General features: G+C 69.1%; 13 protein-coding genes and 1 pseudogene. 2 read left to right on the plus strand and 12 right to left on the minus strand.

Going from position 1 to position 14,031, the window contains the following annotated elements; genetic code table 11:
- Window positions 1-205 precede the first annotated feature (205 nt).
- The 10 genes and pseudogenes from ACIA75_RS25575 to ACIA75_RS25620 all read right to left on the minus strand — a co-directional run bounded on the left by ACIA75_RS25575 (window position 206) and on the right by ACIA75_RS25620 (window position 10,288).
- Window positions 206-2,905 carry a fumarate reductase/succinate dehydrogenase flavoprotein subunit gene (locus ACIA75_RS25575; protein ID WP_397108231.1) on the minus strand — a complete coding sequence of 900 codons (2,700 nt, stop codon included), beginning with the start codon at window positions 2,903-2,905 and terminating at the stop codon, window positions 206-208.
- Window positions 2,902-3,669: an ABC transporter ATP-binding protein gene (locus ACIA75_RS25580; RefSeq protein WP_397108233.1), complete on the minus strand. Its 768-nt coding sequence runs from the start codon at window positions 3,667-3,669 to the stop codon at window positions 2,902-2,904. The genes ACIA75_RS25575 and ACIA75_RS25580 overlap by 4 nt, the downstream gene beginning before the upstream one ends.
- Window positions 3,666-4,520: an ABC transporter permease gene (locus tag ACIA75_RS25585; RefSeq protein WP_397108235.1), complete on the minus strand. Its 855-nt coding sequence runs from the start codon at window positions 4,518-4,520 to the stop codon at window positions 3,666-3,668. Before ACIA75_RS25585 ends, ACIA75_RS25580 begins: the two co-directional genes overlap by 4 nt.
- A complete protein-coding gene (locus ACIA75_RS25590) occupies window positions 4,517-5,896 on the minus strand; it encodes an ABC transporter substrate-binding protein (RefSeq protein ID WP_397108238.1) in 1,380 nt (459 codons plus the stop codon). The genes ACIA75_RS25585 and ACIA75_RS25590 overlap by 4 nt, the downstream gene beginning before the upstream one ends.
- 8 nt (window positions 5,897-5,904) lie before the next feature.
- On the minus strand, window positions 5,905-6,132 hold the full coding sequence (locus tag ACIA75_RS25595) for a ferredoxin family protein (RefSeq protein WP_033246130.1): 228 nt from the start codon (window positions 6,130-6,132) through the stop codon (window positions 5,905-5,907).
- The gene (locus ACIA75_RS25600) at window positions 6,133-6,915 is read right to left on the minus strand and encodes a GntR family transcriptional regulator (protein WP_397108240.1); all 783 of its coding nucleotides are present in this window, start codon (window positions 6,913-6,915) and stop codon (window positions 6,133-6,135) included.
- Between the two features lie 240 nt (window positions 6,916-7,155).
- The gene (locus ACIA75_RS25605; protein WP_397109084.1) at window positions 7,156-7,575 is read right to left on the minus strand and encodes an SRPBCC domain-containing protein; all 420 of its coding nucleotides are present in this window, start codon (window positions 7,573-7,575) and stop codon (window positions 7,156-7,158) included.
- A pseudogene (locus tag ACIA75_RS25610) lies at window positions 7,576-7,914 on the minus strand (ArsR/SmtB family transcription factor); the annotation flags it as partial.
- A 144-nt stretch (window positions 7,915-8,058) separates the two neighbouring features.
- Window positions 8,059-9,618 carry a sensor histidine kinase gene (locus tag ACIA75_RS25615; RefSeq protein ID WP_397108242.1) on the minus strand — a complete coding sequence of 520 codons (1,560 nt, stop codon included), beginning with the start codon at window positions 9,616-9,618 and terminating at the stop codon, window positions 8,059-8,061.
- Window positions 9,611-10,288: a response regulator gene (locus ACIA75_RS25620; RefSeq protein ID WP_397108244.1), complete on the minus strand. Its 678-nt coding sequence runs from the start codon at window positions 10,286-10,288 to the stop codon at window positions 9,611-9,613. Before ACIA75_RS25620 ends, ACIA75_RS25615 begins: the two co-directional genes overlap by 8 nt.
- A 120-nt stretch (window positions 10,289-10,408) precedes the next feature.
- Between ACIA75_RS25620 and ACIA75_RS25625 the strand changes: the two genes are divergently transcribed.
- A complete protein-coding gene (locus ACIA75_RS25625; protein ID WP_397108246.1) occupies window positions 10,409-10,786 on the plus strand; it encodes a PepSY domain-containing protein in 378 nt (125 codons plus the stop codon).
- A 183-nt stretch (window positions 10,787-10,969) separates the two neighbouring features.
- Here ACIA75_RS25625 and ACIA75_RS25630 read toward each other — a convergent pair whose 3' ends face one another.
- Entirely contained in the window at window positions 10,970-11,968 is a 999-nt protein-coding gene (locus ACIA75_RS25630) for an MBL fold metallo-hydrolase (RefSeq protein ID WP_397108248.1), read from the minus strand.
- Window positions 11,969-12,203: 235 nt separating this feature from the next.
- Between ACIA75_RS25630 and ACIA75_RS25635 the strand changes: the two genes are divergently transcribed.
- Complete coding sequence (locus ACIA75_RS25635) at window positions 12,204-13,070, plus strand: LLM class F420-dependent oxidoreductase (RefSeq protein ID WP_397108249.1); 867 nt, start codon at window positions 12,204-12,206, stop codon at window positions 13,068-13,070.
- Window positions 13,071-13,128: 58 nt separating this feature from the next.
- Here the strand turns inward: ACIA75_RS25635 and ACIA75_RS25640 are convergent, their stop codons facing one another.
- Window positions 13,129-13,950 carry an SDR family oxidoreductase gene (locus ACIA75_RS25640; protein ID WP_397108251.1) on the minus strand — a complete coding sequence of 274 codons (822 nt, stop codon included), beginning with the start codon at window positions 13,948-13,950 and terminating at the stop codon, window positions 13,129-13,131.
- Window positions 13,951-14,031: the final 81 nt, after the last annotated feature.

The following is a 14,031-nucleotide window of genomic DNA, read 5'->3' on the forward strand; positions in this document are numbered from 1 at the left end:
GGTTCGAACGGGCGCGCCGCGACACCATCGACGGGCTCAGGGGACGTCGATGGTCGGGCGCGTCGCGGTCTGAGGGCAAGAGCCTCGCCGACGGCCGGTCCGGTGTTGACGAACGTCGGATCGAGGCTGCGAGCCGCCACGAACGCTGCAGCTGAGCCGCGAAGACCTCTTCAGCGGGTTCGTCGAGGATCGAACGACGGATCCTTCAGCTTGTCAGGGCACGGCGGGCGTAGGCGCGGACATCCGCGTCGGGGTCGTCGATCGCTTCTTTCAGGGCAAGACGGGCCGGTTCGTACCCGGACCACGTCGTTAGGGTCAGCACCGCCGCCTTGCGCACATCCAGGTGCTGATCGGTGAGGGCTTCGGCGAGTGCGGGAACCGCGACCGCCGGCTCGGCCGAGGCAAGACCCCGCGCCGCACCGACGCGGACCTGCCAGGCGGTGTCCCGGAGCGCGGCGATACAGGTGTCGACGTCCGCCGCCGCCGCACCGGTGCCGGCGAACGCTGCCAACGCCGCCGCCCGCACCAGGGGATCGCGGTCACCGGCCAGCATCCGCACTGTGCCGGCGCCACCGTTGCCGATGGTGGCCAGGCCCTGCGCGGCCGCGATCCGTACCTCGCGGTTGGCATCGGTGGCCGCGGCCGCGATCGCGTCCCGCTCGTCCAACGAAACCAGTGCTCGCACGCCCTCGATGCGAACACGATGGTCCACATCGTCGAGAGCGGCGCTGTAGTCCGCGGCGGATCCGGCGCGCAGCGCACGCAGCAAGTCGACGACGACCGCGCGGACAACCGGGTCGGGAGAGCCGAGCCGGTCGACGAGTCCGTCCGGGGAGGGCAGGACCTCCACCAGTTCGCGCAGCGCGGCCGCGGCAGCGCCGCGCACCGTTGCTGCCGGATCGTCGAGGGCGCACACCAGCAGCGGCGCGTATCCGTCCGGGGTGTTCTCGGTCAATGCCGCGATCGCCGCCGACCGCACCCGCTCGTCGGTGTCGGACAGGTAATCTGCGAGGTCCGCGGCCGTGGGTGCGTCCAGGGCGAGCAGCGCGACGAGGCGCGGCGAGGCGGCCGGTACAGGTTCCGTGGCAGTGCGGGGCGCAGGTGTGGTGGTATCCGGGGCGCGGCGGTGCCCGACGAGTTCGGGTTGGGCGACGACGACCGGCTCTTCCTGTGAGGGCAGCTCGTCCAGTCCGGGCACAGGCACCAGATACGGTGCGACAGGGCGCTTCAGGAACTCCATCTCACCGTCGGCGCGTTTGCGGAGGTTGAGGTGGTAGCGCCACTTCTGGTCGTCGCGTTCGGGGAGGTCGGCGCGTTCGTGGTAGAGGCCCCACCGGGATTCGGTACGGGTCAGGGAACTGCGGGCGGCCATTTCGGCGCAGTCGCGGATGAACGACACCTCGGCGGCGCGCATGAGTTCGTGCGGGGTGCGGGCGCCCATCTCGGCGATATCACCGCGCATCCGTTCGAAGGTTTCCACCGCCAGCGAGAGCCTGGCCGCAGTTTTCGGGGGCGCCACATAGTCGTTGACGAACCGGCGCAGCTTGTATTCGACCTGGGGTTGCGGTGGCCCGTCCGGATGGCGGAGCGGGCGGTAGACGAGTTCGTGCGCGGCAGCGATCTGGTCGGCGGGCAGCTCGCCGGGGGCCGGCACCTCGGCGCGGCCGGCGGCGGCGTGCGCACCGGCCAGTTCGCCGAAAACGAAGGCGCCGATCATGTAGTTGTGCGGGACGCACGCCAGGTCACCGGCCGCGTACAGGCCGGGAACAGTGGTCCTGGCGTTCTCGTCGACCCAAACGCCCGAGGCGGAGTGTCCGCTGCACAAACCGATCTCGGAGATATGCATCTCGATATCGTGGGTCCGGTAGTCGTGACCGCGGTTGGCGTGGAAGGTGCCGCGGGTGGGGCGTTCGGTGGTGTGCAGGATCCCTTCCAGGGTGCTGAGGGTTTCGTCCGGCAGATGCGACACCTTCAGGTAGATCGGTCCACGCGCGGAATCGATCTCGCGTTTGACCTCCGACATCATCTGCCCCGACCAGTAGTCGGAGTCCACGAACCGCTCACCCTCGGCGTTCACCTGGTATCCGCCGAACGGGTTGGCCACATAGGCGCAGGCCGGGCCGTTGTAGTCCTTGATCAGCGGGTTGATCTGGAAGCATTCGATCCCGCTCAGCTCGGCACCGGCGTGGTAGGCCATGGAGTAGCCGTCGCCGGCGTTGGTCGGGTTCTCGTAGGTGCCGTACAGGTATCCGGACGCCGGTAACCCCAGCCGCCCGCAGGGGCCGGTCGCCAGGATGACAGCTTTCGCGCCGACGGTGACGAATTCGCCGGTGCGGGTGTTCAGTGCGGCCGCGCCGACGGCCCGACCTTCCGCGGTGAGTACCCGGACCGGCATGAGCCGGTTCTCGATCCGGATCCGTTCCCGGTTCTTGCGCTGCCGCAGCACCCGGTACAGCGCTTTCTTCACATCCTTGCCCTCGGGCATAGGCAGCACATAGGACCCCGACCGGTGCACCCGGCGCACCGCGTACTCGCCGTACTCGTCCTTCTCGAACTTGACCCCGTAGCCTTCGAGCCGCTGGACCATGGCGAAACCGCGGGTCGCGGTCTGATAGACGGTGCGCTGGTCCACGATTCCGTCGTTCGCGCGGGTGATCTCGGCGACGTAGTCCTCCGGTTCGGCCTTCCCCGGGATGACCGCGTTGTTGACCCCGTCCATCCCCATGGCCAGCGCGCCGGAGTGCCGCACATGCGCCTTCTCCAGCAGCAGTACGTTCGCGCCCTGTTCGGCGGCGGTCAGCGCCGCCATCGTCCCGGCGGTGCCGCCGCCGATGACCAGGACATCGCAGTCCAGGCGGACGGTGTCGGCGAGATCGGGTGCCGCGAAAAGGGTGGGTGCGGTCACGACAGGGCCTCCACGAGTCGGGCGCGGTCGGCCGACCGGTCGGCGGTTTCGCGCGGATTCGGAACATCGATCAGGGCGCGCAGTGGCTGCCCGGCGCGGCCGAGCACCGCGACCCGGTCGCCGAGCAGCAGCGCCTCGTCCACATCGTGGGTGACGAACACGATGGTGGTGGGATGGGTGCGCCAGGTCTCGATGAGCAGGCGCTGCATGGTGGCGCGGGTCTGGGTGTCCAGCGCGCCGAACGGTTCATCCATCATCACCGCGCGCGGCGCGCCGGCCAGACCGCGGGCCAGCTGGACACGCTGGCGCATCCCGCCGGACAGGCTCTTGGGCAGGAAATCGCCGAACCCCGTGAGCCCGACCTCCTCGATCCACCGGTCGGCGGCCGCCCGGCGCCCTGCCTTCGGTTCGCCGCGCAATCGCAGGGCGAGTTCGATATTCGCGCGGACACTGCGCCACGGCAGCAGGGCGTTGTCCTGGAAGACGACGGCGCGGTCGCGGGAGGTGGTGGTGACCGGGTCGCCGTCGGCCAGGACCCGGCCGGAGTCGGGTGCCAGCAGACCGGCCAGGGCCCGCAGGACGGTCGATTTCCCGCAGCCGGACGGTCCGGTGAGGGCGAGGATCTCGCCCGGGCGGACATCCAAGGACAAGTCGTCGATCACCGGGTCCCCGGTGTAGGACAGGGACACACCGTCCAGCCGCAGGGTCATCCCGTGCTCGCCGGTGTCCGGGCGCGCCTCCCGGGTGGTGAGGGTGGTGGTCATCGATTGTCTTCCTCTCCCCTGGGCAGCCAGCGGGTGACCCGGCGGCCGAGTAGTTCGATCGCCGCGGACGTGCCGAAACCGAGGATGCCGATGGTGATGATCCCGACGAACACACCCGGATAGTCGACTATGGTGTAGGCCTGCCAGGTGCGGTAGCCCACGCCTAGACGGCCCGAGATCATCTCCGCGGAGATCAGGCAGATCCAGGCGACCCCGAGCCCGACCGAGAGTCCGCCGAAAATCCCCGGCAGGGCACCGGGGAACACCACGCGCACCAGCACATCCCAGCGGCTGCCGCCCAGGGTGCGCACCGAGTCCTCCCACAGCGTGGGCAAGGCACGGACGGCATGCCGGGTGCTGACCATGATCGGGAAATACGCGGCGAGGCCGGTGATGAACACGATCCCCGCTTCGTCGTCGGGGAACAGCAGGATCGCGATCGGCACCACCGCGATCGCCGGGATCGGGCGGGCGAGTTCGGTGAGCGGGCCGAGAATCCCGGCGAATATCCGCGACCTGCCGAGCGCGATACCGCTGGCCACACCGAGCACGGTCGCGATCGCGAAACCGGTGAGGATACGGATCAGCGACTGCGCTAGGTCCAGATAATAGACGTCGGTACCCAGCTGCCGGCCGAAGGCGGTCACCACCTCCGTGACGGTGGGCAGCGTGTCGAACCGGAGCCACAACCGGGCATCGGCGGCGGTCAGGACCTGCCAGATCAGTACCGCGCCGGCCACCGAACCCAGCCGCAGCGCCCGGCCCGGCCACACCGAACGGGTGCGGTACCGGGCGCGGGTGCGGTCGCTGTGCAGGGCGGCGCCGGAGTCGGCGGGGGCGGCGACGGTCACGACCGGACCTCCGCGACGGCCTGGTCGTAACCGATCGGCTGGGCGGTGGGATGGGCTTGCCGGTACCGCCCGGCGGCCGCCGGTGTGGTGAACGCCGGATAGGTGTCGCCGTCACGCAACCACACGGCCTTGTCGGCGAACCAGCGGGTGCCCAGTTCGGAATCGGTCACATAGGCGGCACGGACCGTTTTCCCCTGTGCACGGGCGGCTTTCACCGCGCGTAGCAGTTCGGTGGGAGAACCGGCCGGCTCGGTGGTGTCCTGGCCGGCGAACCAGAGCTCGGTCCCGGACCCGCTCGTGTGGTTGGTGGTGTCGGCGAGCGCGGTGTCGTAGTCCTGGCCGCGGGCCGCGAAGGCCGCGCGGATCAGCCGGTCGTCGGCGAAGGCGCCGGTATCGAGGTCGGCGAAATCGCCGATCGACTTCAAGTAGCGCACATCGTCTTTGAATGCCGCGAGCAGGCTCGGTTTGAGGGTGGTGTCGAAGGAGGTGCCGCCGGGGCCGTTGTACAGGTAGACCACCTCCTGCGGCAGACCCGAGCCCTCGGCAACGATCCGTGCCGCCTCCAGCGGTTCGCGCCACAGGAACTCGGTGGCGTCCAATTGTGCCTGCAGGAACGCGTCCACCACTTCGGGATGCTGCGCCGTGTAGTCCTGGCGGGCGACCACCCCGTGGAAAGTGGGGACATTCAACTCGGCGCCGTCGTAGAGCAGTTTCGCCTTGTCCTGGAACACCAGCAGACCCGGCCACACCACGAACTGCGACAGCGCGCTCACCTGTCCCGATTCCAGAGCCGAGGCCCCGACCTGTGGTTGCTGGTTGAGGACCTCCACCCCACCGACCGGGTCGATACCCGCGCGGGTCAGGGCCTGCACGAGCGTGCCGTGCCCGGCCGAGCCGACACTGGCGGAGATCTTCTTCCCGGCCAGATCGGGCAGACCGTTCGCGGGCGAATCCGGCGGCACCACCACCATGTTCAGCGCGCCCTTGGGGTTGTAGCCGGTGACCGACAGGAATTCGGTGCGGGAACGTTCGTTGGCCTGGGTCCGTGATCCGTTGATGAGCAGCGGATAGTCACCCATCGACCCGATATCGATCTTTTCCGCCACCATCTGCGCGGTGATCGGGGCGCCGGTGTCGTAGTCCTGCCATTCGACCTCGTAGGCCGGGCCGCCGTCCTCGGTGAGCTGTGCCAGCCGCTGTTCCAGGTAGCCCTGGGCACGCATCAGGGTGCCCGCGGTGACGGTGTTGATGGTTTTGGACTGGTAGCCGATGACGACGCGGACCGTATCGCCGGCCGTGGCGTCTTCCAGCGAGCATCCGGTCAGGGCGAGCGCGCCGGCGGCGAGCACCGCGGCGAGGCGTTTCAGTGTGGGCATAGTGGGATCTACCTCAGGAGATACGGCATATTGACGGTGACGGCGCCCGTCGGACAGCGGGCGGCGCAGGGGCCGCAGTACCAGCATTCATCGACGTGCATGAAGGCTTTCCCGTTGTCCGGGTTGATCGCCAGGGAGTCGAGCGGGCAGATCTCGACGCAGAGCGTGCACCCTTCGATACACAGCGATTCGTCGATGGTGACCGGGATATCGGTGCGCTGGTTCGCCAGGGCCATCTACAGGACCTTCCATTCGGGGATACCGCGGGAGAGGCTGCCGCGCAGCGTGATCCGATCCCCGCGCATCCGGATGTATTCGAGGTCGACAGGTGTTCCGTCATCGAGCCGGGTCAGGCGTTCGAGCATGAGCAGCGGCGCGCCGTCGGGGACGTCGAGGGTGGCGGCGGTGTGCCGGTCGGCGGGGATCGCCTCCACGGTGAGGTCCGCCGAGCCCAGCGATTGCCCGCTGAGCTGTTCCAGGAGCACGAACACGTCGGTGTGGGCGAGATCGTGGTCGAGGATCCGGGCACCGATCTCGGGCGCGAGATAGGTGAGGTCGAGACTCAGCGGCCGGTCGCCGAGGTAGCGGAGGCGCTCCAGATAGACGACCTGTTCGCCGGGGTCGAGGCCCAGCCGCCGGGCCACCACGGGCGGTGCGGTGATCCGCTGGCCGGCCCGTACTTCGTTGCGGACCGTGCCGCGGCCCTCCAGGGTTTCCTGCAGGCCGAGCAACGCGTCGAGGCCGTGGTCGAATTTGCGGGCGGCCACCCGGGTTCCGACCCGGGGCCCACGGTCGATCAGCCCTTCGTCGCGCAGCAGCGTCAGGGCGTCACGGATGGTGTTGCGGGAGGTTTCGTGTTCGGCGGCCAGGTGCTGTTCGCTGGGCAGCGTCTCGCCGACGGTTCCCGCATGAATCTGGTGGCGCAGGATATCGGCGACCCGCCGAGCCTGGTCCGCGCGGACCCGCCGGACCGTGGCCGCACCGCCCGCCTTATCGGTGTTCGTCTCGCTGACCTGCATGAACGGTGACGATAGTGGCGTTTCGCGGCGCTCCCAGCCGGCTGGGAGGGCAAGGAATTCGGCAGGGGTGTAATCCGCCGGGTGCGCGGTGGGCGCGACCAGCGTGAATGCGGACGGCCGCGGCTATTGCGCCACCCGCGCCGCCACCGGCGGGTTTGCGATCACCTCGATTCGAATGCTCGGCGCAGGCACCGCACCTCGGCCGTCAGGGGTAGCGCACGAGGTGCGAGCCGCGGCAGGTCAGTCGGACAGTCCCTCCACGAGCCGGGCCAGGCCCGGCAGGACCTTGTCACGCCATCCGGGACCCATCCGCCCGTAGGCGTCGCGGCTCTTGTGCTCGTCGAGGTCGAAGCCGGAGTGGTCGAGATGCAGCAGTGTTCCGTCCCCTTCGGGTGTCAGCTGCCAGGCGAGGGTCCAGTTCTCGTTGAAGGTGTAGACGAAACGGCGCTCCGGTTCGACCTCGACGACCTCGCAAGGGATAGAACCCCAACCCGGCATGTCCAGATGGAAGCGGTGGCCGACGGTCGCGGCGATATCACCGGGAGCCCACCACCTGCCATGCAGTTCCGGGTCGGTGAGCGCCCGCCACACCTTCGCGGGCGGGGCGGCGACGAATTGGTCCAGCGAGATGGTCGCGAGATCGGCGTCGGAACTTGTCACGGGGTTCTCCTCCACGAGGTCGGCAAGGGTACGCAACCGGCTGCGCCAGAAACGTTCGAACGGGTGGACCCACGCGCTGACCTCGGCGAGCGGGCCCGCGGTCAGGTGGTAGTGCCGGTGCCGGCCGGACGCTTCGTCCCGCACGAGCCCGGCTCGGCGCAGTACCTGGAGATGCTCGGCCACGGCCGGACGGCTCAGGTCGAACAGGCCGGCCAGGCTCCCGGCGGTCCGCGGCCCGTCGGCGAGGACCTCCAGCAGCCGCCGGCGTACCGGGTTGGACAACGCGAGAAACACCTCATCGTGGGCCACGACCCCAATTATGTCGGAAGTACCCGACATGTCAACTTTCCCCGACGCATTCCCCGATGACGACAGAACACCCGCACGAATGCAGCGGAGCGCGGGGGTCCGGGCCGAACGCACGGTCGACGCGGCAACCCGACCGTGCGTTTCGGCCGGCGCCGGCAGCCCGGATCTCGTGTATCACCGGCACAAGGGCAGCTCGACCACGAATCGCGCACCCCCCGACGCCTCATCCTCGACGCGGATCACGCCACCGTGGCGTTCGACGACATCGCGCACGATGGCCAAGCCCAGGCCGGCACCTCCCTCGTCGCGGCTGCGCGCATCATCGAGCCGCACGAAACGCCGGAATATCCGATCCCGGTCCTCCGCCGGCACGCCGGGGCCGTCGTCCGCGACCACCAGGACGGCCCGGCCGGCCGTCTGCCCGAGTGTCACCCGTACCACCGTCGCCGCGTGGCGCTGTGCATTGTCGACGAGATTGCCCAGCACGCGGGCGATCTGGGTACCGCTACCGGTGATGAGGAGCGGTTCCCCCGCCGGCTCGGATTCGACCGGGACCCGGTCGCCCACACGCCGGGCGAGCTCACCGGCGATCAGGGCCGCGAGGTCCATCCGCTCGGCCCGGGGCTTCTCCCCGGCGTCGAGCCGGGCCAACAGCAGCAGATCGGCCGCCAGATGTTCCAGGCGGACGGTGTCGCCGAGTAATCCGTCCAGCTCCAGCAGTCCCGGATGCGCCTGCGCGACTTCCAGCTGGGTCCGCAGGCTGGCGATGGGGCTGCGCAGCTCGTGCGCGGCGTCGGCGATGAACCGGCGCTGCCGTTCCGACGTTTCCTCCAGCGCCGCCAGCGTGTCGTTGGTCGTCGCGGCGAGTCTGGCGATCTCGTCCCGCGAGGCCGGTTCGGGTACCCGCCGGGACAGATCACCGTGCATGATTTCGGCGAGTTCGCTCCGGATGGCCTCGACCGGCCGCAGTGCGCGGCGGGTGACCAGCCAGGTCACCGCGGCCACCACGACGAGAAGCGGCAGCAGTCCGAGGAGCATGGCCTGCCGGGCGTCGGCGACCGCGCTCTCGGCCGTGTCGAGGGAGGCAGCGGCATAGATGGTGACCGGCCGGCCGTCGGGGGCAGTGCTCGCGAGCGCGGCGACCCGGTAGTTCTCCGGAGTCGACGCATCACCGACGGTCAGCCGCGCATCGCCGAGGATCGCCTCGGTGCTCGACGGTGCCGGGGTGGCGGTGTCACCTGCTGTCGGTGCGGTAGCTGTATGCGCTGTGCCGGCACCGGCCGCGGGCGCGTCCGCGTTGTTCTCACCGGCTTCGACTTCCTCGTCGTCGTCCTCGTCGTCCTCTGCGTCGTCGTCTTCGCCGTCTTCGTCCTCCTCGCCGCTGTCCGCTGCGGTCGAATAGGGTCCGAAGTCCGCTATCGGTTCCCGGCCGAGCAGTTCGCTCTCGGCCGCGAGCACGTGCCCCTCCGTGGCGACGATCTGTACCGGTTCGTCGTCTGGGTCGGGGAAACGCAGTGCCGTGAGGTCGGTGCCGCGTTCCAATTGACCGGCGATCTGACGGGCGGTGTTCTCGGCCTGGACGCCGGCACTGTCGACGAGGTTGTGCCGGAGTGAGGTGAGCACGAGCAGACCCGCGGCGGTCAACGCCACGGCCACCACGGCGGTGGCCGAGGTGGTGGTGCGGGCCCGGACCGAACTCCACCGTGATCGCGCACGGCGGGTTCGGTCAGCCACGATCGCCCGCCAATCGATAGCCCGCTCCGCGAACGGTCAGAATACTGCGCCGGCCGAACGGCGCGTCGATCTTGCGGCGCAAGGTACTGATGTACACCTCGACGATGTTCGGGTCGCCGTCGTAGGCGAAATCCCAGACATGGCGCAGGATATCGGCCTTGGACACCACCTCGCCCGCCCGTACCGCCAAATGTTCGAGCACCGCGAACTCCTTGGCGGTGAGCGGGACATCGCAGTCGCCGCGGCGGCAGGTATGAGTGCCGGGGTCCACGATCAGATCGCCGACGCGCAGCGTCCGGGCACCGCCGCGAGTTCGCCGGCGCAGCAGCGCGTGGATACGGGCCAGCAGCACCACATACGAAAACGGTTTGCGCAGATAGTCGTCCGCGCCGGTGTCCAGTCCCTCGGCCTCGTCGTACTCGCCGTCTTTGGCCGTGAGCATCAGGACCGGGGTCTCGTCGCCCGCCGCGCGCAGGGTGGAGCACACGCGATAGCCGTTCATTCCGGGCAGCATGATGTCGAGAATGATCAGGTCGTAGTCGGAGCTGGTGGCGCGGTGCAGCCCCGTGACCCCGTCGTGCACGACATCGACGGCGAAACCTTCGGCGGACAGGCCTTTTGCCAGGGTGAGAGCGAGACGCTTCTCGTCCTCCACGATCAGCAGACGCATCGTCCCAGAGTGACAGAACTTTGCTGAAACGATCTTCAGGTGGCTTCAGGTCGCCTTCAGTGTCGCCCTGCGACAGTGGTGAACACATCCGGAACACCCACCTACACAGGAGTTTTCACCATGGGAACAATTCTTCGCAATGCGGCAGCCGGGCTGCGCTGGCTTCTCGTCGGCGTCGCGGTCGCGGCCGTCGTGGCCGGCTCCTGCCTCGCGGTCTCGCGCGTCGCCCTCGGTGCGGGAACGCACGAGCGTATCGACGCGGCCGACCGTCCGGCGGTGGAGTGGTCGCTGGTATCGGCTCCCGGAATCGACCGGCAGCGGGCCATGGACGCGGCGGTGGCCGCAGTTCCCGGTAGCCGGGCCGTGTCGGCGGAATTCGATACGGAGCACCGGGGGGCGGTCTGGGAGGTCGAGGTCGTGACACCGGAGGGGATGGAGGTCGACGTGACCATCGACGCCGGCACCGGTGAAGTTCTCGGCACCGTCGACCACGACTGACCGGCACCGGGCCGCCCGGCCCGGGCTCGCCGCTGATCCACCTATCGAGCGCGGACCACCAGCCGGCCGGCTCGAAGGTCGGGTTCGGGCCCGCCGGCGGACCGGAGCGTCGCGGCCACCGGGTTGTAGCGACCGGCACCCGACCGCACCGCTCGGCCCACCGGTCGAGCGGTGCGGCTCCGCCTACCGGCGGGCGTAGCGGGCCGGCTCGCTGCCCGGTACCGGGTCGACCGAGTCGCGTGCGACCAGGTGCCGCAGGTGCGCTGCCGCCTCCGACAGCGCCATGCTCTTCGCCATCGGCGACAGTTCCGCCCATGGCTTGTACCACTGCATGCGCTCGGCCACCTGCCACACGGTGAGCCGATCGTCACCGAAGGCCTTGTACAAGTGTTCCAGTCGCTGTTCATGGTGTTCGATCAATTCGGCGGCGCGACCCGTCACGTCACCGATGGGGAGTCCGTGAGCGCCCAGGCCCCGGGTGACGTTCATCGATTGCACTCGGCGCAGCGAATCCATGAACTGGGCCAGAGGGTCGCGCTCCTCGAGTGGGTAGATGTAATTGCCGATGTGCGGTGTGGTCTTCTGCAGAACGTGGTCGCCGGTGAACATCACATCGGCGTCCTCGAGATAGAAGCACACGTGCCCGGGAGTGTGGCCCGGGGTGTACACCGCACGCAGGTCGCGACCGGTCAACGCGATGCGTTCATCGTCGGTCAGAGTGCGATCCGGGGCCGAGTCCGGTCCTACCGGAATCTCCCCCGTCTCGGCGTGCCGGTATGCCTCCAGGTCGGCCTGGTCGGCGCCGGCGCGGGCCATGTTCGCGACCTGAAGGTCCATCCAGGCGGCGTCCCGGTCGGCCGACATCTGCGCGAACAGTTCGTGATCGGCTTCGTGCATCGCAATCCACGCGCCCGAGGCGTCCCGGACGCGGCCGCACAAACCGCTGTGGTCCGGGTGGAAATGGGTGAGAACCACGCCTTCCACGTCGGCCACCGAATGGCCGATCGCCGCGAGCCCCGAGGTGAGCCCCTCCCAGGCGTTGTCGTCATGCCAGCCCGCATCCACGAGCACCAGACCACCCGGCGACTCCAGCGCATACACCAGGGTGTGCCCGAGGGGGTTGTCCGTGATCGGAACCTGGATCTGGAAGATGCCGTCACCGACAGAAATCGCGCTGTTCACCCCTACCACCTTAGTTCCTTAGGTAGGGCAATCACTTCTCGCATCCGGTAGCCGGGCGCAGCTCACGGGCGCAGCGCTCGACCTCCAGCAGTCCCGGCGACCTGCCGATCCGCCACCGAACGGCCGGGGCCGGCTGCGTTCGGTTCGGGACACTCCACGTCACTCTTGACCTGGAGCGCTCTCCAGGCCGTAGCGTATGAGCGACCGATCACCCACCATCACAAGGGGATGACGTATGGAACTCGGCTTCCATGTACCGATATTCGAGATCGACGGTGGCACCACTGCCATTGCCGGGGAGCTCGCCCGTGTGGGCGCGGCGGCGGAGCAGGCCGGGGCCACCTGGCTGTCGTTCATGGATCATTTCTTCCAGATCGAGCCGACCGGCCTGCCCGCGGAAGCGAACATGCTGGAGGGCTACACCAGTCTCGGGTTCATGGCCGCGCACACGTCCAGTATCGAGCTGGGCCTGCTGGTGACCGGGGTGACCTACCGGCATCCCGGGTTGCTCGCCAAGATCGTCACCACCCTCGACGTGCTGTCCGGAGGGCGCGCGGCACTGGGGATCGGTGCCGCCTGGTTCGAGCGTGAACACCAGGGGCTGGGGGTGCCGTATCCGCCGACCGGAGAACGGTTCGACCGGCTGGAGGAGACACTGCGGATCTGCGCGCAGATGTGGGATCCGGAGAACAACGGGCCGTTCGACGGGAAGTACTACCGGCTCGCCGAGACCCTGTGCTCGCCGCAGCCGCTCCACCGGCCGAAGGTGCTCATCGGCGGCGGGGGTGAGAAGCGGACTCTGCGGCTGGTGGCCCGGTACGGCGATGCCTGCAATCTGTTCGCCTCCACTACCGAGGAAGTCGCGCACAAACTCGATGTGCTGCGCCGCCACTGCGACGAGGTGGGCACCGATTACGAGCGGATCCGCAAAACCGTGCTGGCGGGTAGCCCGGACCCGGCCGGGCTCGACGACTTCGTCCGTCAGATGTCCGGATACGCGGAGCTGGGTGTGCACACCGCGATCGTGATGCCGCCCGGCGGATCCCCGGCCGCCTGGATCGACAGTGTGGCACCTGTCGTGCCCCGGCTCGCGGACCTCTGAAGGTGGTGATGCCGCCTGTGGTCCCGGGCGGCCGCTGAACGACGTCCGGGCGGGTGGGTCAGAATCGGGACCGGCGGAATCCGCCTTCGGAATCGATGACCTGGCCCACCACCCAGCGGCCGTCGTCGGATACGAGCCATTCGATGAGCCGCGCCGGATCATCGGGGGTGCCGGCGCGGCCGCGGGGGAAGGCGGCATGGACCGCGTCGATGAAGTCCGGTTCCAGATCGGTGGCGGCGGGGTCGAGGAAGCCGGTATCGACCGGGCCGGGATTCACGGTGTTGAGGACGATACCGCGTTCGATCAGTTCCGCCGCGACCGTCGCCGTCATCCCGGCCAGTACCGATTTGGCCGAACCGTAGGCGATTTCGGTGCGCATCGGGCCCAGATGCTGGCCGGAGGTCATCCAGATCACCCGGCCGCGGTCGGTGACCTCGCCCCGGTCGGGCCGGTATTGCTTCGCGAACGCCTGGGTGAGCAGGAGTACCGATCGAGCGTCGACCGCCCAGTGCCCGTCCAGGGTGGCCGCGTCGATCTCGAACAGCGTGCCGTCACCGCCGCTGCGGGCGTGGTTGGCGACCAGGATGTCGACGTGGCCGAATTCGGCGATCGCGGCATCGATGGTCTGGTGCCCGGCGGCAGGGTCGGCGAAATCGACACTCCGGTCGGCGAGGCGAGGCGCCGCGGCCAGGCCGCGCCGCACGAGGTCCAGATCGTCGGCGCCCCACGGTTGCGGTTCGTCGTGCGGGACCCAGTGGGTGAGGAACAGCTGCGCGCCGCGTGCGGCCAGCCGGCGGGCGACGGCGTAGCCGATACCTGCGCGGCGGCTGACGCCGGTGACCACTGCGACACGTCCGGTGAGATCACGTGGTGGATTCATCGCCCACCATTGCACCGCCCGTGGCCGGCCGGGAGCAACCGGATATCCCCACACCCCAGCAGGCCCGGCAAAGAGATCGCC

Source organism: Nocardia sp. NPDC051750, assembly GCF_044453135.1.
In the GTDB taxonomy this organism is placed as follows: domain Bacteria; phylum Actinomycetota; class Actinomycetes; order Mycobacteriales; family Mycobacteriaceae; genus Nocardia.

Coding starts and splice junctions, on each gene's coding strand:
- ACIA75_RS25625 (WP_397108246.1), top strand. CDS start 10,409: ATGGGAACAATTCTTCGCAATGCGGCAGCCGGGCTGCGCTGGCTTCTC.
- ACIA75_RS25635 (WP_397108249.1), top strand. CDS start 12,204: ATGGAACTCGGCTTCCATGTACCGATATTCGAGATCGACGGTGGCACC.
- ACIA75_RS25595 (WP_033246130.1), bottom strand. CDS start 6,132: ATGGCCCTGGCGAACCAGCGCACCGATATCCCGGTCACCATCGACGAA.
- ACIA75_RS25620 (WP_397108244.1), bottom strand. CDS start 10,288: ATGCGTCTGCTGATCGTGGAGGACGAGAAGCGTCTCGCTCTCACCCTG.
- ACIA75_RS25600 (WP_397108240.1), bottom strand. CDS start 6,915: ATGCAGGTCAGCGAGACGAACACCGATAAGGCGGGCGGTGCGGCCACG.
- ACIA75_RS25580 (WP_397108233.1), bottom strand. CDS start 3,669: ATGACCACCACCCTCACCACCCGGGAGGCGCGCCCGGACACCGGCGAG.
- ACIA75_RS25640 (WP_397108251.1), bottom strand. CDS start 13,950: ATGAATCCACCACGTGATCTCACCGGACGTGTCGCAGTGGTCACCGGC.
- ACIA75_RS25590 (WP_397108238.1), bottom strand. CDS start 5,896: ATGCCCACACTGAAACGCCTCGCCGCGGTGCTCGCCGCCGGCGCGCTC.